Raw genomic sequence first — 24100 nt, forward strand, 5'->3', positions numbered from 1 at the left:
TTTTTGATTAAGGACATGAATCCCCATCCATAAAGATCTGCTCATAAATTCCCCAGCTATCTGCATCCTGCAGATAGCTTTGCCAAGCGATCATGTATTTGGTTGTATTGCGCATATAGCTCGCAATTTTAGGGATGTATTGCGAATTGGAGGTGGTGGTATTAGTGAGCGTTTCACCAGCTTCGGCAGTACCATCGCTTTTGAAACGGCGATGATAGATACCATAATTATTGCCGTCTTGGTTTTCACTCGACCAGGCAACGATAAAGCCCCCATCATTCATCCCTGTGACCGATGGGAATGATTGGATGCCTGACGTGGTGGTATTAACCTGGAACTCACCGCCAACCGCAACAAACCCTGTATCATAGAGCTTAGCCATGATTTCATTATTGCTTTGCCACACCACAACGAAGCGATTGTCACTTAAGCGTGCTATATCAGGATTGCGTTGATCGTTGGTTGAGGTTGCATTTACCTGAAATTCAGGCGTGTCTTGCGGCGTGTAGCTATCACCAACTAATGTATAACGGCGAGCCATAATATCATAGTTGTGTGGAGTAACGCTGGTATCATAATTCTCCCAGAGTACTACATAGCCAGCATCATTTTCAAAAGCGGCTCCCACCGGTCTGGTTTGCGAACTCGACATAAAGGTGGTGTTGTTATTGACCTTCGAATATCCGCCGATGGCAATTCCTACGCGTCCATAGCTTTGCTGGTAAATATCGGCATTTCCATCTGCCACCGAAATTCCTTGGAAGAGTAGAATATAGGAATCATCACTGAATGGAACGATGTAAGGTTCTGCACTTAGTTGGCTTGCGCTTGGATCTAAACGATATTCACCGCCATAGGCTTTACCATTTTTGAAATAACGCTGCATGGCGATATAAGATTTATCTCCATTAAAATTGGTGGACCAGGCGACAATAAAACCATAATCAGTCGCTACCACATAGGGTTGGACCTGACCGCCCTGCGTGTTGGTATTGATAAGGAATTCACCTCTATTAGGATCGCTGGCAACATTGCTGTAGGAAGCACTGAAGCCGGCTCCGGTTTTTTTGAATATTTTACCGTAAATTCCGTATTCATCACTGTCTTGATCGAGGCTTTGCCAGACCACCACGTACTTGCCATCATGCAAGGCTGCAATGGATGGGTTGTCCTGCGATTTTGCCGTGCGGTTATTGGCTCTGGTTTCGGTAAAGTTCGTGGTTATGCCGTTTACGGTTTCTGAGGTACCAAAGGTTGAAGGCAAGCAGGTAATGGTTGTGCTAAACGATGTAATCGGTGGATTATCGCATACTTTCTTGAGGGCAACCGAACTTTTATAGAGCTGATTGGCTAAGGTTGGATCGGTTGCATATAAACTATCGAGAAAACTTCCAGAGCCAGGTTTACCATATTTAGCTATTGTGCCCGCATGATGACATTCAGTGTCTGGTGTTACGAGTTTGGCATATTGGAGTTTAGGCGGTTTTAAATCGATTTTGCGTTTAAAAAGTAGAACATCATCAAATTTACTGGTTTTATCGTTTTGCACGAAAATATTATCACCGTTGGAATTTTCTACTTCTTTGTTATATGAAGAAGATGGGAATGGGATGATAGTGTTAGTTTGCCGTGTATAACCACCATATCCATTAGGTCCAAAACTTATTAACACATAAGCGGCACCAAAATTGAGGGGTTCTTTAAGGGTGAGATTGGTTTTTTCATGACCTTTGAGGTCTTGAACAGAAATATCACCGCGTGTTTCGTCATTATCAAAATCTTCTTCATTGCCCATATAGGTGGCAATTTTATAACGAAAACGCCTGTTCCAACCATCGTATAAATATTCATCACTTAAATTAAAAGCAGGGGTGGTGCCGTTATTACGTACAGGCAACATGCCTTCTGATATGGCACATTTACCGGTTGAACTGTCGTAGGCGGAGGGTTTGCCAAAGTTATTACTTGTTTCAGCCAACGTATCATCGGCCGGGCAGGGAAGGTAACCATACGTGCTATTCGAAACGAACCCTTGGATGGTTGATTCAATAACAGCCATCCTTTCTTGCGTAATCCGCATTCGGTTGGCTTCATCCCTGCTACCCACTACCGCAAGGCCGCTTGAGGCGACGATGGCGAGAATCGACATCACAATGGAGAGTTCCATCAATGAATAACCGCGTATGAACCGCGATTTGAAGAATCTTATTCCATCGTATTCCATAGAAATCCCCTGAGCTTATTTTAAACCAAACAATAACATCGCATCATTCTCACGGCCTTTGGTTTCATGGTTCACAGGTAATGCCATTGGCGGAATCGCCATTTTCAAACTTGATGGTCATCGTACCACTATTGTCGGTGAGTCCATTTCCGTAAGCTTGAGGAAAGTCATCATTGACAACAAAGTAAATCTCGCCTTTATAGGTGTCACTGCCGATAAAGGTATGCCTTGTACCTGCTTTGACAGGGCCGATTGCACCTACTTTTGCAAGCAGTGCTCCTTCACCCGCGCCTGTAAAGGTATATTGAGGTTGGGCACTCGATCCGGCGCCATTTGCTGTGCAAGGACTACAGTTAGGGGTAACCCACCATGTGCTGGATGGTGTTTCCACATATGCGGTTACCATATTATTGCTATTCAAATGCACACCGCAGTCTTTCCAGGCAGAATCACGGCTATCAACAATACAGTTTGTTGGCAATGGTGTTGTGGTGTTCTTGCATGGATAAGTCGCTGGAACGACTACCGGGGTTGGGGGGGGTGTTGTCGTGCTGCATGAGGCATCATCTGCAAACGAAATCGTGACTGACCCGCTATTATCATTATTTCCATTTCCATAGGCGCGATACGTGTCATCATTTGTTGTAAACATGATCTCGCCTTGATACAAACTTCCATCGAATGTAAAAGGGGTGTGATCAACAGGAATAACAACAGATCCTATTTTGGCCAGCAAAATACCTTCACCGAGACCGGGAGCTACATAGCCTGACGATGCAATTCCAGATCCAGTTAAAGGATTACAAGGTCCACAGATTGGAGTTATCCACCATGAAGAACCGGATATAGTTGCAACAACCTTACTGTATCGTGACAATATAACTCCTGAGGTCGTCCATGGTAATGACGTACTAGAAACGGTTAAAGGTCCTCCAGGACTGGTATTTTGACAAGGTTGCCCTGAATTTGTTGGAGGAGGTGTGGTTGGCGACGTTGGAGGTGGAGCGGGTGGTGCTACACAAGCTGGGTCATCATAAACGGACACAGTTATGGAGCCGCTATTATCTGAAAATCCAGGAGAACCAACCAAATCATCATTGGCGATAAAATCTAAAAGACCGGCCGCTTTTTGACCGTCAATTATAGTGGAATTACCGACAACGTACTTATAACCGGAAAAATTACCACCGGCGCGGGCAATTAAAGCCATAGGTGGGCCACCAGGCATAGCGTAATTAACGGATCCTGTTGCCCATGAAGCCCCTTCAGGACCTGTTGATCCAACTTCCGGGCTTGACCAGCTGCCTGAAGAATAGTCAACGTGTATTTTGCTGTAGGCCCCAACATTAATGGTTGTAGCAGGCGTTGTCCAGGTCGTGGATGTTGAATTGATGGATACCGTAGTGGGTAGGCCTGTTGTTGTATAACATATCCCCCCAGATAAACCGCTTGGTGGTGGTGGTGGTGAAGATGCTCCAGGCCCTGCTGGTGGTGGTGGGCAGTCAGCGAATTTAAAGGTCAGGCTTCCTGGTGCTATATTTAATTTACGGCCGCCTGGATTGGCGCAATAGCAATCTTTCACAGGTCTATTGCTATCTTGTGTGTTTTGCATATCTTCTATGCAGGTGGGATCATCTTCAGAAGCAGAGAAAGCACCTGAATAAGTCAAACCTAATGGTGCCAGCATGGAACTAACTAAAAAAAGCCTTTTTAACAGTTTGCTCGAATTCATAACGTTATCCTCCCCACCTTGGCCTGCCTAGGATTTATCCGTTTTTAGGCTACCATATCTTCAATATCTTCAATCGTTGGATCAACACCTAACAGATCTATTATACCATGCTAAAGGTTAACGATTTGTTCATAAAAAAGGGTATGAAGTTGACAATTAAAGGATGAATTAGCTTAGTAGTCTTATAACCAAGGATTAAAATACAAGGTCAAAGTGTGATTAATATGTCACCCTTGGCTTATAAAATGAATATTTACGGAAAAACACCACTCGACAATTCAGATAAAGCCACTTATAGTGAGGCCACGACATCGCTAGGTTGTTCCTGGTTCCAGGTGCGCTGTTGGAGCTTTAAGCTCCTTGATGTCGTGCCAAGTTCAATAAGAGTGGAGTATTTATGAATAAGACTGAATTAATTGCTTTCGTAGCAAAAAAAGCTGGTTTGACAAACGCTTCTGCATCGTCGGCAGTTGAAGCTTTCCTTACCGGTGTTACCTCAACCCTCAAAACTGGTGGCAAAGTTGCTATTATTGGTTGGGGTTCTTTTGAAGTTACCAAAACTAAAGCTCGCAATGGCCGCAATCCTAAAACAGGTGCTCCATTAAAAATTCCTGCTCGTAACAATCCACGTTTCAGACCAGGTAAAGAGCTTAAAGAAGCTGTAAACTAGATTTACTCTTTCTTTTAAAGAAAATTCAAAAAGCCCGCCATATGGCGGGCTTTTTTATGGATAGTGCGTTGAGCCAGACTTACACATCAGCCCTGTTTTTAACTTTAAACAAAGGGGTAACATTGGAGGGTAGCTGGCTATTTCCTTCAATGGTTGTTTTGAGTCGGGGCGATTCATCTGTTGTTTGGTAAGGGAGATGAATCGTGATAATAGAGCCTTTACCCCATTCATCGGTTAATTCTAAATCGCCTCCGTGCAGAATTAACAGTTTGCGCACTGAGGCAATGGAAAGTTCAATTCCATCAATATCACGTTCAATTCCGCGACCATCGTGCATTTCAAAAAGCTCCTGTCTTTTCTTTTCGGGAATGCCGTAACCATTATCTTCGATGGTAATGATAAGATGGTCAATATAATCAATAGGGGCTAGTTTTAAAGAAATACGAATGGTTTCACCGCTGACTAAGAAGTCTGAGGCGCGGCGAATTAAGCCGTTGATGGCCTGGATGAAGCGAATTTTATCAGCAAAAATGGGAGGGAGATCTTGCCGCGGTGCGTATTCTAAATTAATCCCTCCGCGTATAAGGGCTTTCTTTTGTATATCAATACATTCTTGCATAATATCACAAGGATTAAAATGTTCACGTTCGAGTGAATCCGTTGTGAAGGCTTCAATATGCCTCACCAGTGTATCAATACGTACCAAGGCTTCTTCCTGATGACGGGGGGACATAACAATATTGCTTTCTCTCCTTAAGTGGCAGAGCAACATTTGTGTTGTCATGGAGATGGCGTTTAAAAAATTACAGGTTTTATGCCTGATCTCGCGCAGGATTTCTAACTTCATGAGATCAGAACGTTCGCCGATGCGAATGGTTTCGTCTTGCAATTCTTTGACCGAAGAAAGATTAAGCAGCGTTTGAATAATACGCTCCTGCGCTTTTTGGGCGCGTAGAACACTTTTAATCAGTCCAAAGACTTCTGGATTGGGTGCTGTGCGTGGGAGCTTTAACTCAATATCTTCATTACCCAATTTGTGGATTTCCTGGGTGATAATTTTAATGGAACTAAAAATGCGTAGGCGGTACCAAATGAAAGCAATCAGGAAGAGGATACTAATTGGAAGTAGACGGATGAATTCTAGGGAACATTCATATAAGAAGCTTGAGCATACCCATGATAACGAAACGTGACGAGGAAATGGTAGGGCAAGCAAAGCATGAATCATGGAATGCCCTAAGATTAATAAGCTAATAATTGTTACAAATAGAGCGTGGTCTTTTGTTGTAAGTAAGAATCCCGGTAATTCACGCAATTTTTTAGTAAGAAATGATGCTTCAAAAGTTCTTGTTGCCATATAACCACCCTAATATGCTGAATAAAGGAGAATAATGACGATTATATTGCAGTTTAATAAAATTGTAAATAGTTACTTTTAATAAATTATTCAAATTCATTATCTGCCGTGGTTATTCAATCTTAAGTTATGGGGAATGAAAAGAAGTTTAGATGGGAAGGGAGGGGCTTTACGTGCACGGTCTTAAGTTAACCTGAGTTTTTGATAAGGAATATGATGCTCAATTGATTAGTATGGGGCTCATACGTGGAAAAAAACGGCGCATGAGGGAGTCCAGGGGTAACCATAAGTTAAAAAGTTACAAAAAATATCGTCATTTCTGTCTTTTTAAAACAGGATGTGCCCCAGGCCAGTGCTAGAAAGCGGGGAATTCAGCTTATGCCATTAATTGGTATAGGAGCAATCCCAATGAAATATAGATGACGCCTTGAATCGTACCAAGGGCAACATTCCTTTGGTTGACGACTTCTGAATAGACGTCGACTCGCAGCAATATGATGCGGTGTGAAATGAAAGCGATAATTTCTAGAATTCCCATCAAAATAAGCGAAAGCGCGGCCCAACCTGCAATCAGGTAATAGATATTGTTAATTTCATAGACCATGATATTGGAAGCAGCGGCAATAGCAAAGGCAGTACCAATACGGTGCCCTGCAAAACGCACAGCAACGGCAACATTATTGCTTTCGATAGCTTTTGTTAAACTGGATTCTGGATTTTTAAGCGAGAATAATTTTAGGCGTGTGGTTGTGGTCAGGCTTAAGAGAAGCTGAGATACAACATAAGCAAGCAACACGGCTTGAATCGCGGTGAAATCTTCGATATTAACCCATTTAATTACAGCACGAACGATAATGGCTGTTGCAATCACATTGCCTGCATCGGTAATGCCTGCGGCAATATTACCGGCGATAATATGATTGCGAATAGATACTTTAGGTAAGAGAAACCGGTCAAAAATAAAGCGAGTCAATGACATTAACACAATACCTAGGATACCATAGACGCCCACAGCGATAATCGATCCACCGATAGAATCCAAAGGTTCGCCATTAATGACGCTGGAAAGCACCAGTGTCACGGCAAAAATAACGCCGGCCATGGAAATACCAAAAGCTGGATTGTCCTTTCGCAGAAGTTCATCGGTTGCATTAATATGGGAGATCGTTCCGGAGAATAAACGGATTGATGTAAATAACCCTATGGTTATGAACAGGTTAAAAAGCAGAACAAAATTATAATGGTGATCCCAGTAAAATAATTCACGAAAATCCATATGGACCTCAACGTTAATGATGACAATTCCTCTATTTAATCCGCAGAACAGGTGCTTGTCAATTATTGCTTTAATATGATATCCTTCGCGCTTCAAGAGTTGAGATTTTGCGCGTTTGCTTTTGGCTAGCTAAAAAATGAGAAAACGTGAAATAAGCATGGCTATTCCTACGCTTTCTTATTCTTCTAACTGACTCAATATCTTGCCTATAATCCCAACTGTTGAAGTGCGAGGGGGGTATCGTTTCAAACATATTTTAGAAACGTTAGAAAAATGCTTTTCATCGCTGATCAAGTGTCTCGTTAATTTTTTGAATGATACGGAATGCAACATCTTCTTTATTCATCAATGGCCATTGCTCATCATCATTTGTGGATACATAGGTCACTTGATTTTTTTGATTTCCAAATGGTTGATGCTGCTGATTAATTTCATTAGCGATGATAAAATCACAGCCTTTGCTTTTGCATTTGGCACGGGCGTGGTTGAGAACGTCTTGTGTCTCTGCTGCAAATCCAACCACCACTTTAGGACGCAACGTTGGGTGATGTCCAAGCGTTGCTAAAATATCGGGGTTGCGAATTAATTCCAGTGTCATTGTTTGAATAGGTTGGTTAGGTTGTTTTTTAATTTTGTGCCTGGATTGTTCTTTTGGCCTGAAATCGGCAACGGCAGCTGCGCAGATGGCTATGTCTACCGGAAGATGCAACAGGCAGGCATCCAGCATTTCTGAAGCGGTATGTACGGCAATGGCATGGACATTATCGGGAGTAGGCAATGAAACGGGGCCATGAATGAGCCAGACCTCAACCCCTGCATCGGCTAGGGCCTGAGCAATAGCATGACCTTGTTTGCCTGAAGAATAATTGCCAATGAAACGCACGGGATCAAGAGGTTCATATGTAGGGCCGCTGGTAACCAACGCTTTTAAACCTGTTAACATAAAAATTGTTTTATCTCTTCAGCAATATTAACGGGATCAAGCAGGCGTCCAAACCCTTCTTCACCACAGGCCATTTTGCCAGAACCTGGACCTATAAACGTGACGCCATCCTGTTTTAATTGTGCAACATTGCGCTGCACAGCTGGATTATTCCACATGACTGGGTTCATGGCCGGGGCTATCCAGACAGGCTTATCCGTTGCAAGGAGGATGGTAGAGGCCAGATCATCTGCCAAACCACTCGCCATCTTACCAATAATATCTGCAGTAGCCGGAGCGATGAGGATCATATCCGTTTCCCTGGCCAGGCGAATATGGCCAATCTGAGTTTCGTCTTTCAGGGAAAAAAGTTCGTCATAAACAGGTTGACCGCTTAACGCCCCAAGAGACATTGGGGTTACAAATTGTTTAGCGCCGGGGGTTAAAACGCACACGCAGGAAATAGCGCGTTCTTTTAATAATCTTATAAGGTCCAAGGCTTTATAAGCGGCGACGCTGGCAGTAATAATAAGCAAAATATGGCGTTCTTTTCCCGTCATTTTTCAACCATTGAATATACTCTAGGGTGCGAGTATAATACTTTAACTGTTTTTTCGCCACTACGTTTTATCAAAGGGTTGCTATGTCACGTCTTTTACCAGGAATACTCTTGGCGCTGATGGTGCTTTTTATCGCTGGGATTATGTTTGCATTAAACCCTGCGTTGATTGACCAGTTGTGGCATCGATACCATCAAAATAACTCTGCCCAACCCCAAAATGTTGGCTTTGTGCGCGGTAACCTTACATTGCGTGGACATAATGGCAATCATGTTCTCTCCGTTGAAATTGCTGGCACACCCAGCCAACGCCAGTATGGATTGATGTATCGAAGTTCCCTGCCAGAAAATGCTGGTATGTTGTTTTTATTTGGTTCCCCGCGGGTGGTGGAAATGTGGATGTTGAATATGGATATTCCACTGGATATTATTTTTGTTGATGAAAAAGGACGCATTGTGCGCGCCTATGAAAATATCCCCGCTGATAGCGAAAAAACGTATGGTTCTCAGGTGCCTGTTGTTGCTGCTATTGAAATGAACGCAGGTGCTTTTTCAAAAATGGGAATGACTGAGGGTGATAGCGTCGATTTAGCACCTTTCGCGGGAGCCTTGAGAGATTTGCCCAAATCAGAGCCCCCAAAAGACTTTAACCTCCAATCACTACCAAAGGAGATTCGTAACTAATGAAAATATTTGCTGTTATTTTTCGGTCTATCCTGCTGGTTACGTTTTTCATTTCACTCGCGTGGACAGTGGGTTTTGTGGCGTATGTCCTGCAGATTGTCCATATTGCTCAACCGGAACAAATTGATAATCAACCTACCGATGCGATTGTTGTATTAACAGGTGGTACTAACCGCCTTGATACAGGTTTTCAGCTGCTTTCGGACAATTATGCAGAACGATTATTTATCTCAGGCGCCGGGCATGGGGTGACCAAAACCGATCTGGTCAAGCAGCTTAAAATGCCCCCGGCTGATGTACAAAAGCTTTTATCACGCGTGGATATTGGTTATCAGGCCGATAATACATACGGCAATGCCGAGGAGACGGCGCGGTGGATGCAGCTCCATCAATACACAAGTTTGCGTCTGGTTACGGCTAATTACCATATCTTACGCAGCATGGAAGTTTTTAGTCGTGAAATGCCCGATGTTGAAATTATTCCCCAACCTATCTTGCCCGAACAGGTTAAGTTAAGTGAATGGTGGAAATACCCTGGTACGGCTAAACTATTGATCAGTGAATATATGAAATATCTTGCTCTCAGGTTATCGTAATGCTTCGTATGGTGGGATCGATCCTATTTACCCTATTCCTTCCTGTTTGGACTCTGTTTATTGGCACAGTTGGGGCGGTGCTCATGCTTTTCCCTCAGCATATTACGCAGTGGGTTGGAAGAATCTGGGCGCGGGGAGTATTGGTGGCGCTGCGATATTTATGCGGGATTACCTATGTGATCAAGGGTAAAGAAAATCTTCCTACGACACCCTGTATTATCACTTCCAAACATCAATCAGCCTGGGATACGGTTATCCTCCTGGCGTATTTGCCGCAAATGTCTTACATCTATAAAAAGGAACTGGGTTCTATTCCTGTTTATGGGCAGTATTTGCCTCGTATGGGAATGATACCCGTTGACCGCGATGGCAAAATGTCGGCGCTTCGGGATATGATCAGAAGAGTCAAGCATCAATTGGATAAAGGGTTTACCGTCGTTATATTTCCTGAAGGAACGCGCACCCCTGTGGGTGAAGCACTCCCTTATCAAGCTGGGATATCGGCCTTGTATCATGAATGCCATGTGCCTGTGATTCCCGTTGCATTAAACTCGGGATTGTTCTGGCCTAAAAAAGGGTGGAAAAATCCTGGGTGTATTACGCTTGAATTTCTTCCTGCATTAGCGCCAGATCTTACGCGTCGTCAATTTATGGACGAAATGAAGAATGCGATTGAAACCAAAACGGCTCAACTTGTTGATGAAGTGCGGAGTAATAAGCAATGACCCATGTACCTATCCAAACTTTAGACGCAATTATTGACCAGTATGATGCTTTTATTATTGATTTATGGGGAGTGATCCATGATGGACAAGCATTATATCCTGGTGTTCTTGATACACTTAGACAGCTGCAGGTGTCTGGGAAACAGGCATTGTTTTTATCAAATGCTCCCAGACGTGCCCACCGTGCCAAAGAATTGCTTGATACGTTAGGTGTCCCTGTTGAACTCTATAAACATATCGTGACGTCTGGGGAGGTTGCACATCATTATGTGCAGCATCATCCTGTTTTCAGCCAGTCGCCACATTATTATATTGGGCCTGATCGAGACAGAGGTATGTTTGACGATCTTGCAAGCAGCGAAACGCATGATCCAGCAGAAGCTTCTTTTATGTTGGTAACCGGGTACGACCATGATGATTCTTTAGCGGATGAAAAAAATCCGCAACTTAAAGCTGCACTTAAACATGGGTTACCATTATTATGCGCCAATCCTGATCTGGTGATTGTCAGACATTCAGGTAAGCAGGCATTATGTGCAGGAGTCATTGCACAAAGTTATGAAAGCATGGGTGGCCAGGTTGAGTATTTTGGTAAACCTTTTAAACAGGTCTATCAGCGCTGTTTTGATATACTTAATGTATCGCCGCAAAAGATCGCAGCGATAGGTGATAGTCTGTCCCATGATATACGAGGCGCTAATAATGTGGGGGTTGACAGTTACTTGGTATTGCAGGGCATCCATGGCAACGAATTGGGTTTTACCCATGGAAGGCCAGTAGACAAGATGCTTTTTGAACATGTGTGCAAGAGTCATCACGGATATCCTACCGGGGTTTTGGAACGATTCTAAAATCAACTCTCCTTGGAGAAGAGGATAGTAGCAAACGCAGTTCTCACTTCCCTTCAGAATCGGTGCTTCCATCATGATGTTTATTCTCTTCAATCTCTAAAGCTCGCTCCATTAAGTGGAAGACGCGGTTAAGGATAAAATTGCGATCGGGTTCATCCTCCGTATCGTATGAGAATCCTTCTGGGTGTGCATCACTGTTGCTGTTGCCATTAGGAAAAAGCTCTAAGTGGTTTGACCATTGGCTATGCTCACGATGCACAGGAATCATGATCCGTACGATCAATAAGATGATAACAACAATAAAAAATAGAAGGCCTGCCAATATTCCATAGGTAGGTGTTTTAGCAACGCGTTCTTCGAGTTTGTCAACGCGGGTAGTTAGTTGCTGCAGATCCATAAACACTCCTGTGAATTTTTCCAGGAGTATAAAGATGAATCGTGAAGAAATGATAAAACATCGTTGTTAGGCAGGTATAGGATTACCGTGAATGTGTGCATTGATTTAAGAGTTCACTAAATCCGTCCATGGTTACAATCGTGCTGATTCTCAAATGACTTCTAAATTTATGATTAGGTTCGGACCATTCCACATAGGCTTTATGGGTTGTTTTAAGGTTGCTTAATATACCAGCAACCATATCATCAGGAAAATTCTCTGCAGAGGTTCTGTAGACATTTTGTTCAGTCCTGATCTGCCAGAAAACACCTGGTGAAATATCACGTGTGCTGTAGATGCCGGTATGGCCATTGCGAATAACAACATCAAAACCGTTATGCCCGGTAGATAGAACACAGGAACCATCGGCCTTTATGGATTTAGTCCATTCCTTTTCAACAAAAGGCAACGCGTAATTAAGGTGAGGATGGACCGATTCAGCATACGTTGAAGATATAGATAAAATCCCAAATAAGCCACTTAACATGAGATATTTTATACCACGCACCATAAACCTACTCCACTTATTTTCAATCTTTTTCCATCATAGCTAATTCTAATATTAATGTAAATACAAGCCTGATTTATAGGCGTTCTTCTGTATTCACCTATCTTTAATCATCCTGTGTCATAATAAAAAGGTGGACCTTCAATTGCTTAAGGACTTAACATGAGTGACTTAGCTCGCATGTTGGAGAATTACAGGTTAACGACGGCTGAAATTCTCTATCATTTACCAGATCATCCAAGTTTGCTGCAAACGTATGTGTGGCAGGAATATGATATTTCGCCTGAATTTCCTAATTTGAAACATTTTCTTCATTTTTGGGAAAGGGAACTTGATGGGAGATTGCACTCTGTGCAGATAGCGCACGGTGAACTGATTCAACCTTCTGAATTGATTTATGTAAAGAATGAACTTCGCCTTCACTAAGAAAAGAGGTAAGGTTGTTTTGGGTCGTTTTTTAAATGTTAGTTTGCCATGCAACAATCAGCGCTATTGTGCCTTAACGCAGGTTCATCCAGTATTAAATTTGCTTATTATCACGCAAAGGAGAGTGCGTGCGATTTAGTCTATCGTGGCGGTGTCAGTGATATTCAGCACCATCCACAATTAATGATTCATGATTCAAGCCAACGGCCTTTGGTTTCAACGATGCTAAGTCAGCCAACCTATACTGGAGCATTAGAAGCAATCCTTGCTTTTCTTAAGGATACGGATACGGATAAAGACATAATGATAGGTCACAGGGTCGTGCATGGTGGAGAGCGTTATGAAAAACCGGTCATCATTGATGATGTGGTTTATACCTATCTGCAAACATTAATACCGCTTGCGCCGTTGCACCAGCCCTTTCATTTGCAGGTGATTGATTATATCAGGCAATGGAAACCAGATTTAGTGCAGGTAGCCTGTTTTGATACGGCCTTTCACCGAACCCAGCCAGCATTAGAGTTACATTATCCATTGCCACAAAAATGGACAAAAAAGGGGATTATCCGTTATGGTTTCCACGGTTTGTCCTATGATTATATCGTTTCACATTTTCAGGAGATTGTGGGAAAAACGCTTCCTAAAAAAACAATTATTGCCCATTTGGGAAATGGAGCAAGTTTGTGTGCAGTAAAGGAAGGAAAGAGCGTTGCAACTACCATGGGCTTTACTCCTTTGGAAGGACTCATGATGGGAACGCGTTCGGGAACGATCGATCCTGGCATTATTTTTTACCTCATCGAGGAGCAGGGGATGAGTGTAGAGGCAGTAAAAAATCTTTTGCTCTACGAATCTGGATTGAAAGGCGTTTCTGGTCTCAGCCATGATGTAAAAATATTATTAGAAAGTGGAAATGATAAAGCACAGCAAGCGATTCAACTTTATTGTTACCGTATAGCCAGGGAAATAAGTTCACTCTTGATGACACTCGGAGGATTAGATGCTGTTATCTTTACTGCGGGTGTAGGTGAGCATGCAGCCCTTATCAGAACCAACGTATGCGAACATTTGCACTGGTTGGGTATTCGTATTAATAACGATGCGAATCAAGAAAATCAAACTATTTTTTCTGCGGCAGATAGTTCCATCAGTCTGTATGTGATTCCCACTAACGAAGAAAAGATGATTGCTGAATATCTAGGTAATTTTTAGAAATACAGATAATGCTGACCATCTCATAAGCGCAAGGTTATTTTTTTAACATCGTAATAACGCCATCGGGTGAATGTTTGCCCTTTAAAGCACTTTCTTCCTCTTCACTGAGCAATTCAGATAAAGGAATGTTCAGAAGTAATGAGGTGCTTTCGAGTAAGTGGGCATAGCTGCAGCGGTTTACATAGAGCAGGCTGTCAGTATCTAGCGTGCCTCCTTCATTGATAAATCCGTGCATGGTGACCTTTCTGTGTTCAAATAATGGATAGAGTGTGCCAAACATGGATTCTGGCCGCGTGTGGGTCAAGCAGACGATGCTGTTAATTCTTTGTGGCAGGATCGATGCCACTAAAGAAGAAGGTGTTAAATGGGTGCGTTCGCTTTCATTGCGCGGAGCGCGTAAGCGCCCTGGTTCTAGAATATAGATTACGCGATGAGGTATATGATGTGTACGCAAACGGTGGGATGCAACCAGTATTTCTGCCAATTGATAGGAGCCAATCGCAATGAGTGCCAGTTTCGCTTGATCCTGATCATAACCAGCCCAGGTGATATTTAACATACCGTGGAGTAGCAGCTGCTGTGCTTCTAATGCGGAGAAGAAATGAGGGGTAGGTCGTTTAGGTGCAACCACAGACCAGATTTGCCCATGCGTTTTATAGACATTATCCATAATGGCAGCCGCTGAGTTATAATCAGCAGCAAACATAACGCGCGAAATATCAGATGTTTCACCCAGTAATGCTTCAGGCATGGTAGGGTCCTGATGTGACAATTCATTTTTACTGTTTTCCCACGTGATGGTGGTAAGAATCAGTGGAATCGAAAGCCATTTAGGTGGTTGGCCCAAGGTATGCTGGTGTTTTGAGAAAATAATTTCCTGACGTATTTCTCCCAGCATTTTAGGTGCAAAAGGTTCATAGGTAACGATGATATTAATGCCACCTTTATTGCCTAAGGCAGCTCCGGCAACGGCTTCTTCGTTAAGTGCGGTGATAACGTTTCCGAGTTCTTTTTCGGAATTGCCGCTTTCAGGATGGTTACTGCGCATACCAATGTGATCAACCGTGCTATCCATTTTATTGGAACGGATTTCATCGGGGTTGCCAACTCTAGGCCGCAAATGGGGATTGGCCCGGACGATTTCCAGAAAATGGTTGTCGATTGCTTCCATGGCTGATTGTTTTTGCCATTCGGGGTATTTTTCCTGATGGATGACCATTTTATAACTGACCTTAGGTGAAGTGGTCAGTGTGACATCACGATGGGCTAATGGATGGTCCTTTTCACGCAAACGTTTATTGGCCAGATGATTGTTCAGCAAATCAACGGCCTCCCTCAATTCATTCAAAGGAACATGGAGTGCTTTGATATGGGTGTTATAACGTTGCCGTGCCTGGTCATCTACACACAAATTCTGCGGAATGGGAAGGCTATGTGCATGGTTGGTTCCTTCATTCACAAAACCAGCGCCTTTAGGTGCACTGGCAATGGTATAAGGAAGTGAAATTGGGTAGTCGAGGCATCCTTGCTTGTGCAGCTTGATCCGCTGCTCAAGGGTTCTTTCAGTGGTCAAAATCGCCCACGCAAATGCAGCAGGATCACGGCCATCAATTTCTAGGGGTGAAAAATGATTCAATTCTAAAAACTTTTTAAACCAATCTGCACCTTCTTGATACAGGTGGGTGCGTTGATCAATGCGACGTCCATTTAGAATCATTATCGGGCAAATAAGTCCGGAATCTTCGGTTCTCCACCATTTGGCTGCCCAATCAGCGCCACGTTGTTCTTCAAATGCGCCATCGCTTAAAAAAGCCACCAGTGACTCACCAGGTAAAGGCATGTGCATATACTGGACTGAGGCAAAATCTAGATAACCTCCTTCAAGCATTCCTCCGCCTGTGTTTGGGTTAACGTGACTTCCTAAAGGTGAGTCTTGTTTTCCCTGTTCATTGAGACGATACGAATAGAAATCAGAGGTAAAGCGCGATATACCTTCATCCGTAAGGGTATAGCGGTCACTATGGGCGGCATTCATATTTCCAACCAGTAGGTTCACACTGTCAATGGCCGAAACGGCATGTCCTTGTCCCATGACCCATGAACGTGTTCTTTGAGTGAGGGCATTAGCCAGTAAATAGCCTACGTAAGCAGGCACCATATTGAGGGATCCCCCCACATGTCCTTGAGGGGCAAGTTTAAAATCATCCTGACTAAGTTCCCGACCATCCAGATAAGCTCTTTTGGCATAAGCTTGGTTCACAACCAGCCACATTCCCATGGAAGCAAGACGGTCTGCAGACGCTAATAGACGATAACAATAGGCTGATTGATCAGGAAAATGTGAGCTTATGAACTCATCTATCCGGGCAACGGTTTCGTCACGATGTTGAATCTTTTTATAACCATTTTTCCATAATTCGCGGAATTGAGTATCGAGGGTCATGAACGCTTCCTGTTTATCATAAGAATATGATAACCATCATTCACCTAAATGATAACTTATTTCTTAAGCTGGGCGTTTGCGGTGACGTATAATGGTCTGTTGCACGGTGGGAACAACCATAATGCTTTCTAACATCCAGGCGTTCTTCTTATGCACGGCCATACGGTCAGCCAAAAGATGCATGGTCAGCTCATCATCTGCTGCTTTAGCAGCAGCAAACGCTTTTTCAAGTGTAGATAGCATGACGTGTTGGTCGTGAGCTAAGTGTTGCAGCATTTCATCGCCATCAGCATGTTTATCACCATCTTGAATCGATTTTAATGCATTTAATTCCTCAAATGTTCCAGGAGCGCGTTCTTGAAACGTGCGTAGATGTTCAGCAAGAAGATCAATAGCCAATGCCAACTCTTGATATTGTTTTTCAAATAACAAATGGAGTGATGCAAACTGCGGTCCGGTTACATTCCAGTGATAATTTTGGGTTTTGAGATAAAGTGCATAGGTATCAGCCATGACATTATGTAGTTTTCTAATCATCAATCGAGTATTCATACATCCTCCCTAAAGTCCTATAGTCATAGGTACTATTATAGTATAATATTGGTTTATTGTTTATTAATACTATAAGCTGTAAGACATGTGGTCTTGTTTTACATGAAAGTCGATATGATAACTAAATTCCGATGAAGAAGGAGTGCCGATATAGGATCCTGAGGTAGAGGGAGCTTCATGCGGGTCAGCACCAGTACATAAAACAATGTGCCAATCGGTGATGGCAAGTCCAAGGCTTGGGTCAAAACCACGCCATCCTGCTCCTGGCAGATAGACTTCAGCCCACGAGTGCATTTCATATTTTTCTACTTTGAGTGCAGGGTTTTCTTTAGAATAGCCACTGACAAATCGGCTGGCAAGACCGGCTTTACGAACAATTTCCATGAAAAGAAGTGCAAAATCACGACACGTACCATATTTTGTCTGAAGGATAGAGCAAGGAGTAAGCGGCCCGCCTTCATCGCGGATATAGGATTGATGGTTCTTATAAATAAAATCGGCTACAAGACATAGAAAAGGCAGTGTTTCATAATTGGATTCTCTCAATAACGTAAAGGTCACCTCTGTCAAAGCCGGACTATCGTGACGATTATAGAGGTAACGGTGAAGGGATGCTTTCATTTCGGGAGGGTAGGTAAACGGCAGCTTAAGTGCTTGTGGTAATAACAGGTAATTAAATGAATTTTCTAAGATGGTTTCAACGCGGCTTTTGATATTAACCGATAAATAATTCGTTGGTTGATTGAAAAAAGCAATAAGTGACGTATTATTTTCAATATCAATATTTTGGTAGGTTGCATAAGGTGTTGGTGAAACAGAATACTCAAAATGGTGGAGCTTCTGGTTCCAATCCTGACGTGGCCTGAGATTAATTGAAAATGGATTAAGCTCTACCGGGTCACTATATTTATAGTTGAGATGATGGCTTATTTCAAACATCATGGGGATACTGACTCTCTAAGTAATTTAATTTGATCGGTCAAAGAAGAAGACCAATCATTGGGAACTTCTTTGACCGATTTACGGATTCGTTCCATCCACCATTTATCAACTTTTTTGAAGTCTTCCTTGACAAATTGCTGCTGGATCATTTTATAGCTGTTAGCGGGATAAACGACGATATCAAGCGGAAATCCAACATCGGTTGCTGAAGTCATGGTGGCATTGAAGGCAAGATAACCAATTTTAAGAGCGGTTTCTAAATCAGTATCAAAATTCAGAGCACGATCTAAGAGTGGTTTACCATAGCTGGATTCGCCAATGATGTAGTAAGGCGTGCCTTCTGAAACTTCTACCCAATTTCCTTGTGGGTAGAGGAGATATAATTTAGGTGTCTCATCACGTTCTAATTGACCGCCGATGATACAGTGAAGATTAAAATGAAGACCGCTTTCTTCAAGGCCTTTTCTATCTTCAAACTGTACCCGTCTGATTTGTTGGGCAAATTCGTTGACGGCTTTATAAAGTTTGTCGAACGTATGATCCATTTCTTCCATGATTTCACTGAAATAGGTCAGGGCTTTATCCCTGGCAGCGCGGAGACCCGAGGTCATCATAAACATAGAATGGTTTTCGTGTTCAAACACGGTTACTTTACGCGCGATAATACATTCTACGCCGGTGGTAATACGTGAATCGGCAAAGCCGATTATTCCATCTTTAAGTTTCATGGCTAGGCAAAAAGTCATGCGTAAATCTCCTTGAGAGAAGAAGTGGGAAGCGATTGTGAGGAAAAGAAATGGTCCTGGATGGTATTCCCAATTTCATTGAGATTAGAAATAAGGTCGCGGATAAATTCGTGAAGGCCGTTTTGTATAATGTCATTAATATCGGCATATTCTAATTGCGCGCGGAGTCGTCCTAGTTGACGTTCCGCTTCGTTAGAATACGTCCCAATGGGGGTATTAGAAATAGCACATAGCGATGATTCGGATTTGGTCAAACAATAGAGGACAGATCTTGGAAAATCGCGGTTAAATAAGAGAAAATGAGCAACACTGGATGGAAGGAAACGACGATATTGGCGGTGATACATATCTAAAGCACTGGCCGACATCAGCACGGCTGCCCATTGAATATTATCAATTGGCGTACCGACATGCTCTACTTTGGGTAAGAGGATATAATACTTAACATCTAAAATCCGTACAGTTTTTTCAGCCCGCTCCAGCATTCTGCCTAAATATAAATAATGCCAGGCTTCGGTGCGCGAAATTGTGTTATCAACGAGCCCTTTAACGAGTTGAGTTTCTAAACGCAGTTTTTTGCAATATTGAAACACATTCTGGGCTGCTTCCAGTGGAGCCGTTTCAGAGGTAATGGAAAGATACAGATGATTAATCTGTTCCCAAATTTCAGTGGTTAATACATCGCGGACACCGCGTGCATTTTCTCGTGCTTTGATAAGGCAGGATTTAATAGAATTGGCATTATCTTCATCAAAGATCAAAAATTGTATGGCGTTATCCTGAGTCGATTTACCATACTTATGATAGAAGATCGTCTGATCACCGGTGGTGGCAATTAAAGGATCCCATTGCTGAATAGCGTCACTGGCCAAATCGAGGGTTAGGTGCATATTAACAGCAATAAAACGTGATACGTTTTCAGCACGTTCTATATAACGGGCCATCCAGAATAATGATTCAGCAACGCGACTAAGCATGGTATCCTCCATTGTCAGCAAGCACCCATGTATCTTTACTGCCGCCGCCTTGAGACGAATTCACAATTAATGATCCTTCCTTTAAGGCAACTCGCGTTAATCCACCAGGAAGCACACGAATATCTTCGCCATATAAAATATAAGGACGTAAATCAACGTGACGACCGTGATATCCTTTTTCCGAAAGTACCGGTACACGCGATAGGCTAATTACCGGTTGTGCAATATAGTTACGCGGATTATTTTGGATGGCGGTGATGCACGATGCTTTTTCTTCCGGCGAGGCGCTGGGGCCGATGATCACGCCATATCCACCTGATTCATTGGTGGGTTTTACGACCATTTGATCGATATTTTGAATGACGTGTTTACGTTCGGTTTCATTGGTGCATAAATAGGTAGGAACATTGGCTAATACAGGCTCTTCATTGAGGTAATAGCGTATCATGGTTTCTACGAAGTGATAGATGGCTTTATCATCGGCAACACCAGTCCCTGGTGCATTTACCAGGGATACATTGCCTTTTTGGAAAGCGCGTATAATACCAGGAATACCAAGCACTGAATCTTTTTTGAAAACCAATGGATCAAGGTAGTTTTCATCGACACGACGATAAATGACATCTACACGTTTAAGCCCTGATGTTGTTTTCATAAACACTTTATCTTCTGTGACCATTAGATCACGCCCTTCAACGAGGGGGATTCCCATTTTCTGTGCCAGATAAGCATGTTCAAAATAAGCGGAATTATACATGCCAGGAGTCAAGAGGACGATGGTTGGATTATGGGATTGCTCTGGAGAAACCCAGGCTAACATGTCGTAAAGCCATTGAGGATATTCTTCCACCGGGCGTACAGTTAGATCTTTAAATGCGCCGGGAAAGGTTTGTTTCATGACCTGACGGTTTTCTAATACGTAAGATACGCCTGAAGGACAGCGCAGATTATCCTCTAATACATAGTACGTTCCGTCCTTATCGCGTACTAAATCCATACCGGATATATGTGACCAAATTCCTTTGGCCGGTCGATGATTAGCACATTGAGGATAATATCCTGGACAGGTTTCAACGATCTCTCGAGGAATTTTCTTATCTTTAATAATATGTTGGTTGTGGTAGATATCATCGATAAACAGATTAAGCGCTTTGATACGTTGTTTGAGGCCATATTCCAAATAGTTCCATTCAGTGGCATCAATAATGCGTGGTATGATATCAAACGGGAATATTTTTTCCCTTCCATCTTTGTTGCCATAGACGTTAAAGGTAATCCCTAATTTATAAAGAGAAGCTTCTGCCGCTCGCTGGATCGCCTGTAAATCAGGATAGGAGATGCCTTCCAGCGATTCAATAAAGCTTGCTGTATGAGGGCGTGGTTCGCCCGTTCTTTCAAAAAGCTCATCAAAAAAATATTCGGTTTGGTAATAGCCAAAAGTCATGGATAACCCATTTTAGATTCGTATGAATATTCATTACGATCTAAGAAAAAGGTTACTGAGTCGTTAACTCTGAGGTGTTTGGATCAAATTAATTTGAGGCAGTTGTTTTGCTATACGCTATTTGTGTTTCTAATATCGGTAGTTAAACATTCAATAACCCATTAAAGCGTATTATAAATCTCATCAGCATCGTCTGTATCTATAAGATCATCAAGCATATCTTCAATTGATTGGCTGTGAAGGACATCGAGTGCATATTTTTCAGCATCTGCTTTTTGTTCGATATCAGCTACTTCATCAATCTTCTTATCCCAATTAGGATGGAGAAGGAACGTTGAGGGCAGGAAAGGTACTGCCAGTAATATAAGTGCCAGGGTTACCCCTAATGGAGCGGAGTAATGGCGGGCCTGTGAAGCAGAAAACCAGTGATGGAGACGGTCTTTCCAGGTAAGATTCTTGATTTGCGGTGTGTGGTAGGTTTGTTGAAGGATGCGGTCGATCAGGTCGGGCGAAAACTCCGGTATTTTAAGCTGACTTAGCTGATCTTCGAGCATTTGTTGTTTAAGCAATAACGTTTGTGCTTCAGCGGAATGGATCAGGAGTGCATTTGCTTTGCTACTCAACGATGCAGGCCAGTTAAACAGATGACTGCCATAAATATCAAGATAGCGTTCAAAATCATTAAGTTTCATAGAGTGTCCTCCTCTTGATATCTGTCTGATAATTGCCCACGCAACGTTTTCTTAGCCCTGATTAATAACGATTCGAGAGCCTTCACCGAGGTATTGAGCTGACTGGCAGCTTCCTGCTGTGTGATCCCTTGGTAAAAACAAAGCATAACCGCATTTTTTTGTCGCTCTGGTAGCGAGGCAATCGCAGTGTGGAGGCGTTTTTGCTGGCGTGTATCATCAATCATTTCTTCTTGTGAGGGAGTGATGTCCGCAACGTCAGGAAGTTCTTCACTGCTTGTATGATGGGCTTTACGCTTCCAGTCCAAGAGAAGGTTTTTAGCAATTTGGTACATCCAGGTTGTTATCTTAACCCCACGTTGAGGATCAAAACGGGCTGCATTTTTCCACACCCGCAACCATGTTTCCTGAAGTAAATCTTCTGTCAGGTCTTTATCGAAACACATACTGTAAACCATTCTGTTCATCGTATGCATATGTCGCCTCATTAACTCTGCAAATGCATCACGGTCACCATTGGCCGTTAGTGCAATAAGTTCTGTGTCCGAAAGAGGAGCAGGCAAGGCCGATTTGGTTTGATATGCCATAAAGGCTGTCATCCCTTACTTACATTTTTCTTTTACAACAATGCAGGCGCGGTCAATACCTCGATTACATTTATCATGGACGGTCTGGCAAAAATGCTGACGTTGTTCATCCGAAGATTTTTCCCATCGTTCATCAAAGTGTTTTTTACGCTCTTCTCGTTGCTGTTGATGCTCTTTTTTCCACTCCTCAATTTTTTTCTCACGTTGTTCGGGAGGTAGTTTCATCAGTTCGTCATGCATGCGTTCGCGATGTTTTAAGCGTGAATAAAGCTCCGGATCTTTATGTTGCAGTTGATCGAGTTCCTTTTGCTTTTCGTCGGCTGATAACCCTTTCCATCTATCAAATTCTTGGTGCATTTCCTTCCGGCGCAATTTAAATTTTTCTTTACGCTCGCTTGGTGAGAGTTTATCGAATTCTTCATGTCGTTTTTTGATGATTGCTTGTTGTTGAGGTGTTAGATCGTCATAATGAGGACGATGTGCTTCTTTGTGGATTGAGATGCTTTCTGCATAGACAGGCGAAGCCAGAGCGGCCACCAGCACCATGGCAAGGGGTAACATTTTCATAGAACCCTCCTTTGGGGAATCAATATTAACAGTCAATCTATGGATTATACGTATTAGCGAAGTAAACCCTGCGTTAGTTCAGAAATAATTTATTTCTTCCCAAGAAACGCATACATGAGGATTTTATAAGCCAGTTTTGCAGCTAAGAAATCACAGGAATGCAATTCTTCGCGAGGAGCCAGTTCATTGACGTCAGCGCCGACAATAGTGCAAACTTTAGAGGCTGCCCGGATAATATCCATAGCATCTTCCCAAAAAACGCCTCCTGGTTCCGGTGTTCCGGTGGCTGGCATAAGGCTAGCATCGAATCCATCGATATCAAATGTAAGGTAAACGGGTTTACCTTTAAGATGGCTGACAATTTCATCGATATTCCATTGTTTGCGATCGCGTCCCCAATAAATATGAATTCGGTGACGATTGGCTTCAAGGAAAGGAATCTCACTTGCAGAAATGTTGCGGATACCACAGGAAACGAGGCTGATGTGGTCAAAATCCAGGACACGACGCAGTGCCGCAGCGTGGGAATAATGTTCGCCTGCATAACCATCTCGCAAATCAGCATGAGCATCAAAATGCAAAAGGGTTAAATCGGGATAACGTCTGGCAAAAGGTCTGATGGTACCAGCCGTTATGGAATGCTCGCCACCAAAGGTCATCGGAAATTTTCCAGCAACGAGGACATCTTCCACCATGTGTTCAAGCTGGTTGAGGGCCGTGGGGATATCACGATCAATGTCTGGTTCAACCAATGTGTGAATACCGATATTGCGGTAAGGTTCACACCATGCTTCATCATCAAATAATTCGACTTGTTTAGAAGCTTTAATCATAGCGGCCGGGCCATCTTTTGTACCACCACCATAGCTGACAGATGCTTCCAGACCAAAAGGTATAATAACGGCTTTGGCTTCTTCAAAGGTGCAGCTATCTTCGGCGGCTATACCTAAAAAACCCTCTTCTGAGTCCATG

The 24100-nt window shown here is 42.8% G+C and carries 23 protein-coding genes and 1 pseudogene; 7 read left to right on the forward strand and 17 right to left on the reverse strand.

All coding sequences use genetic code 11. The features are described 5' to 3' along the window. Positions 1-7 precede the first annotated feature (7 nt). Positions 8-2224, reverse strand: coding sequence for a type II secretion system protein (locus tag IPP74_07510; protein ID MBL0319121.1), 2217 nt, complete (start codon positions 2222-2224; stop codon positions 8-10). A 64-nt stretch (positions 2225-2288) separates the two neighbouring features. Further along, positions 2289-3956, reverse strand: a complete 1668-nt coding sequence (locus tag IPP74_07515; protein ID MBL0319122.1) for a hypothetical protein — start codon at positions 3954-3956, stop codon at positions 2289-2291. A 397-nt stretch (positions 3957-4353) separates the two neighbouring features. On the opposite strand from IPP74_07515, the gene IPP74_07520 reads away from it, so the two are divergent. Further along, the gene (locus IPP74_07520; GenBank protein ID MBL0319123.1) at positions 4354-4626 is read left to right on the forward strand and encodes an HU family DNA-binding protein; all 273 of its coding nucleotides are present in this window, start codon (positions 4354-4356) and stop codon (positions 4624-4626) included. Between the two features lie 79 nt (positions 4627-4705). On the opposite strand, the gene IPP74_07525 is transcribed toward IPP74_07520, so the two are convergent. The 3 genes and pseudogenes from IPP74_07525 to coaBC all read right to left on the reverse strand — a co-directional run bounded on the left by IPP74_07525 (position 4706) and on the right by coaBC (position 8741). After that, positions 4706-5983: a HAMP domain-containing histidine kinase gene (locus IPP74_07525; GenBank protein ID MBL0319124.1), complete on the reverse strand. Its 1278-nt coding sequence runs from the start codon at positions 5981-5983 to the stop codon at positions 4706-4708. A 376-nt stretch (positions 5984-6359) separates the two neighbouring features. Beyond that, the gene (locus tag IPP74_07530) at positions 6360-7259 is read right to left on the reverse strand and encodes a DUF350 domain-containing protein (GenBank protein ID MBL0319125.1); all 900 of its coding nucleotides are present in this window, start codon (positions 7257-7259) and stop codon (positions 6360-6362) included. 280 nt (positions 7260-7539) lie between these two features. Continuing rightward, a pseudogene (coaBC, locus tag IPP74_07535) lies at positions 7540-8741 on the reverse strand (bifunctional phosphopantothenoylcysteine decarboxylase/phosphopantothenate--cysteine ligase CoaBC). An 83-nt stretch (positions 8742-8824) separates the two neighbouring features. Here coaBC and IPP74_07540 point away from each other — a divergent pair. The 4 genes from IPP74_07540 to IPP74_07555 are packed head-to-tail and all read left to right on the forward strand — an operon-like array spanning position 8825 to position 11596. After that, entirely contained in the window at positions 8825-9424 is a 600-nt protein-coding gene (locus IPP74_07540; protein MBL0319126.1) for a DUF192 domain-containing protein, read from the forward strand. Continuing rightward, the gene (locus IPP74_07545; protein ID MBL0319127.1) at positions 9424-10020 is read left to right on the forward strand and encodes a YdcF family protein; all 597 of its coding nucleotides are present in this window, start codon (positions 9424-9426) and stop codon (positions 10018-10020) included. The genes IPP74_07540 and IPP74_07545 overlap by 1 nt, the downstream gene beginning before the upstream one ends. Next, entirely contained in the window at positions 10020-10745 is a 726-nt protein-coding gene (locus tag IPP74_07550) for a 1-acyl-sn-glycerol-3-phosphate acyltransferase (protein ID MBL0319128.1), read from the forward strand. Before IPP74_07545 ends, IPP74_07550 begins: the two co-directional genes overlap by 1 nt. After that, positions 10742-11596, forward strand: a complete 855-nt coding sequence (locus IPP74_07555; protein MBL0319129.1) for a TIGR01459 family HAD-type hydrolase — start codon at positions 10742-10744, stop codon at positions 11594-11596. Before IPP74_07550 ends, IPP74_07555 begins: the two co-directional genes overlap by 4 nt. Before the next feature lie 43 nt (positions 11597-11639). Here the strand turns inward: IPP74_07555 and IPP74_07560 are convergent, their stop codons facing one another. Together IPP74_07560 and IPP74_07565 are read right to left on the reverse strand one after the other, a co-directional pair. Continuing rightward, positions 11640-11993 (reverse strand): hypothetical protein, encoded by a 354-nt coding sequence (locus IPP74_07560; protein MBL0319130.1) that lies wholly within the window; start codon positions 11991-11993, stop codon positions 11640-11642. Positions 11994-12075: 82 nt separating this feature from the next. Beyond that, positions 12076-12543 carry a hypothetical protein gene (locus tag IPP74_07565; protein MBL0319131.1) on the reverse strand — a complete coding sequence of 156 codons (468 nt, stop codon included), beginning with the start codon at positions 12541-12543 and terminating at the stop codon, positions 12076-12078. Positions 12544-12702: 159 nt separating this feature from the next. Here IPP74_07565 and IPP74_07570 point away from each other — a divergent pair, with 159 nt between their 5' ends. Both IPP74_07570 and IPP74_07575 read left to right on the forward strand, forming a co-directional pair. Continuing rightward, positions 12703-12966, forward strand: coding sequence for a hypothetical protein (locus tag IPP74_07570; GenBank protein ID MBL0319132.1), 264 nt, complete (start codon positions 12703-12705; stop codon positions 12964-12966). Between the two features lie 48 nt (positions 12967-13014). Continuing rightward, positions 13015-14178 (forward strand): acetate/propionate family kinase, encoded by a 1164-nt coding sequence (locus IPP74_07575; protein ID MBL0319133.1) that lies wholly within the window; start codon positions 13015-13017, stop codon positions 14176-14178. A 37-nt stretch (positions 14179-14215) separates the two neighbouring features. Here the strand turns inward: IPP74_07575 and IPP74_07580 are convergent, their stop codons facing one another. From IPP74_07580 to speB, 10 genes are all read right to left on the reverse strand, one after another. Further along, positions 14216-16624 carry a xylulose 5-phosphate 3-epimerase gene (locus tag IPP74_07580; GenBank protein MBL0319134.1) on the reverse strand — a complete coding sequence of 803 codons (2409 nt, stop codon included), beginning with the start codon at positions 16622-16624 and terminating at the stop codon, positions 14216-14218. 63 nt (positions 16625-16687) lie between these two features. Next, positions 16688-17176: a DNA starvation/stationary phase protection protein gene (locus IPP74_07585; GenBank protein MBL0319135.1), complete on the reverse strand. Its 489-nt coding sequence runs from the start codon at positions 17174-17176 to the stop codon at positions 16688-16690. Positions 17177-17245: 69 nt separating this feature from the next. Continuing rightward, a complete protein-coding gene (locus IPP74_07590) occupies positions 17246-18118 on the reverse strand; it encodes a transglutaminase family protein (protein ID MBL0319136.1) in 873 nt (290 codons plus the stop codon). Further along, complete coding sequence (locus tag IPP74_07595; GenBank protein ID MBL0319137.1) at positions 18115-18864, reverse strand: peptidase; 750 nt, start codon at positions 18862-18864, stop codon at positions 18115-18117. Before IPP74_07595 ends, IPP74_07590 begins: the two co-directional genes overlap by 4 nt. After that, a complete protein-coding gene (locus tag IPP74_07600; protein ID MBL0319138.1) occupies positions 18861-19841 on the reverse strand; it encodes an alpha-E domain-containing protein in 981 nt (326 codons plus the stop codon). The genes IPP74_07595 and IPP74_07600 overlap by 4 nt, the downstream gene beginning before the upstream one ends. Beyond that, a complete protein-coding gene (locus IPP74_07605; protein MBL0319139.1) occupies positions 19834-21285 on the reverse strand; it encodes a circularly permuted type 2 ATP-grasp protein in 1452 nt (483 codons plus the stop codon). Before IPP74_07605 ends, IPP74_07600 begins: the two co-directional genes overlap by 8 nt. 161 nt (positions 21286-21446) lie before the next feature. After that, positions 21447-21977 carry a hypothetical protein gene (locus IPP74_07610; GenBank protein ID MBL0319140.1) on the reverse strand — a complete coding sequence of 177 codons (531 nt, stop codon included), beginning with the start codon at positions 21975-21977 and terminating at the stop codon, positions 21447-21449. Continuing rightward, entirely contained in the window at positions 21974-22561 is a 588-nt protein-coding gene (locus IPP74_07615; protein ID MBL0319141.1) for a sigma-70 family RNA polymerase sigma factor, read from the reverse strand. The genes IPP74_07610 and IPP74_07615 overlap by 4 nt, the downstream gene beginning before the upstream one ends. Positions 22562-22576: 15 nt before the next feature. Further along, positions 22577-23128 (reverse strand): hypothetical protein, encoded by a 552-nt coding sequence (locus IPP74_07620; GenBank protein ID MBL0319142.1) that lies wholly within the window; start codon positions 23126-23128, stop codon positions 22577-22579. An 89-nt stretch (positions 23129-23217) separates the two neighbouring features. Continuing rightward, positions 23218-24099, reverse strand: a complete 882-nt coding sequence (speB, locus tag IPP74_07625; GenBank protein MBL0319143.1) for an agmatinase — start codon at positions 24097-24099, stop codon at positions 23218-23220. Position 24100 lies beyond the last annotated feature (1 nt).

The organism is Alphaproteobacteria bacterium (genome assembly GCA_016722515.1).
Classification (GTDB): Bacteria; Pseudomonadota; Alphaproteobacteria; order Rickettsiales; family JADKJE01; genus JADKJE01.

Coding starts and splice junctions, on each gene's coding strand:
- IPP74_07510 (MBL0319121.1), bottom strand. CDS start 2,224: ATGGAATACGATGGAATAAGATTCTTCAAATCGCGGTTCATACGCGGT.
- IPP74_07515 (MBL0319122.1), bottom strand. CDS start 3,956: ATGAATTCGAGCAAACTGTTAAAAAGGCTTTTTTTAGTTAGTTCCATG.
- IPP74_07520 (MBL0319123.1), top strand. CDS start 4,354: ATGAATAAGACTGAATTAATTGCTTTCGTAGCAAAAAAAGCTGGTTTG.
- IPP74_07525 (MBL0319124.1), bottom strand. CDS start 5,983: ATGGCAACAAGAACTTTTGAAGCATCATTTCTTACTAAAAAATTGCGT.
- IPP74_07530 (MBL0319125.1), bottom strand. CDS start 7,259: ATGGATTTTCGTGAATTATTTTACTGGGATCACCATTATAATTTTGTT.
- IPP74_07540 (MBL0319126.1), top strand. CDS start 8,825: ATGTCACGTCTTTTACCAGGAATACTCTTGGCGCTGATGGTGCTTTTT.
- IPP74_07545 (MBL0319127.1), top strand. CDS start 9,424: ATGAAAATATTTGCTGTTATTTTTCGGTCTATCCTGCTGGTTACGTTT.
- IPP74_07550 (MBL0319128.1), top strand. CDS start 10,020: ATGCTTCGTATGGTGGGATCGATCCTATTTACCCTATTCCTTCCTGTT.
- IPP74_07555 (MBL0319129.1), top strand. CDS start 10,742: ATGACCCATGTACCTATCCAAACTTTAGACGCAATTATTGACCAGTAT.
- IPP74_07560 (MBL0319130.1), bottom strand. CDS start 11,993: ATGGATCTGCAGCAACTAACTACCCGCGTTGACAAACTCGAAGAACGC.
- IPP74_07565 (MBL0319131.1), bottom strand. CDS start 12,543: ATGGTGCGTGGTATAAAATATCTCATGTTAAGTGGCTTATTTGGGATT.
- IPP74_07570 (MBL0319132.1), top strand. CDS start 12,703: ATGAGTGACTTAGCTCGCATGTTGGAGAATTACAGGTTAACGACGGCT.
- IPP74_07575 (MBL0319133.1), top strand. CDS start 13,015: ATGCAACAATCAGCGCTATTGTGCCTTAACGCAGGTTCATCCAGTATT.
- IPP74_07580 (MBL0319134.1), bottom strand. CDS start 16,624: ATGACCCTCGATACTCAATTCCGCGAATTATGGAAAAATGGTTATAAA.
- IPP74_07585 (MBL0319135.1), bottom strand. CDS start 17,176: ATGAATACTCGATTGATGATTAGAAAACTACATAATGTCATGGCTGAT.
- IPP74_07590 (MBL0319136.1), bottom strand. CDS start 18,118: ATGATGTTTGAAATAAGCCATCATCTCAACTATAAATATAGTGACCCG.
- IPP74_07595 (MBL0319137.1), bottom strand. CDS start 18,864: ATGACTTTTTGCCTAGCCATGAAACTTAAAGATGGAATAATCGGCTTT.
- IPP74_07600 (MBL0319138.1), bottom strand. CDS start 19,841: ATGCTTAGTCGCGTTGCTGAATCATTATTCTGGATGGCCCGTTATATA.
- IPP74_07605 (MBL0319139.1), bottom strand. CDS start 21,285: ATGACTTTTGGCTATTACCAAACCGAATATTTTTTTGATGAGCTTTTT.
- IPP74_07610 (MBL0319140.1), bottom strand. CDS start 21,977: ATGAAACTTAATGATTTTGAACGCTATCTTGATATTTATGGCAGTCAT.
- IPP74_07615 (MBL0319141.1), bottom strand. CDS start 22,561: ATGGCATATCAAACCAAATCGGCCTTGCCTGCTCCTCTTTCGGACACA.
- IPP74_07620 (MBL0319142.1), bottom strand. CDS start 23,128: ATGAAAATGTTACCCCTTGCCATGGTGCTGGTGGCCGCTCTGGCTTCG.
- speB (MBL0319143.1), bottom strand. CDS start 24,099: ATGGACTCAGAAGAGGGTTTTTTAGGTATAGCCGCCGAAGATAGCTGC.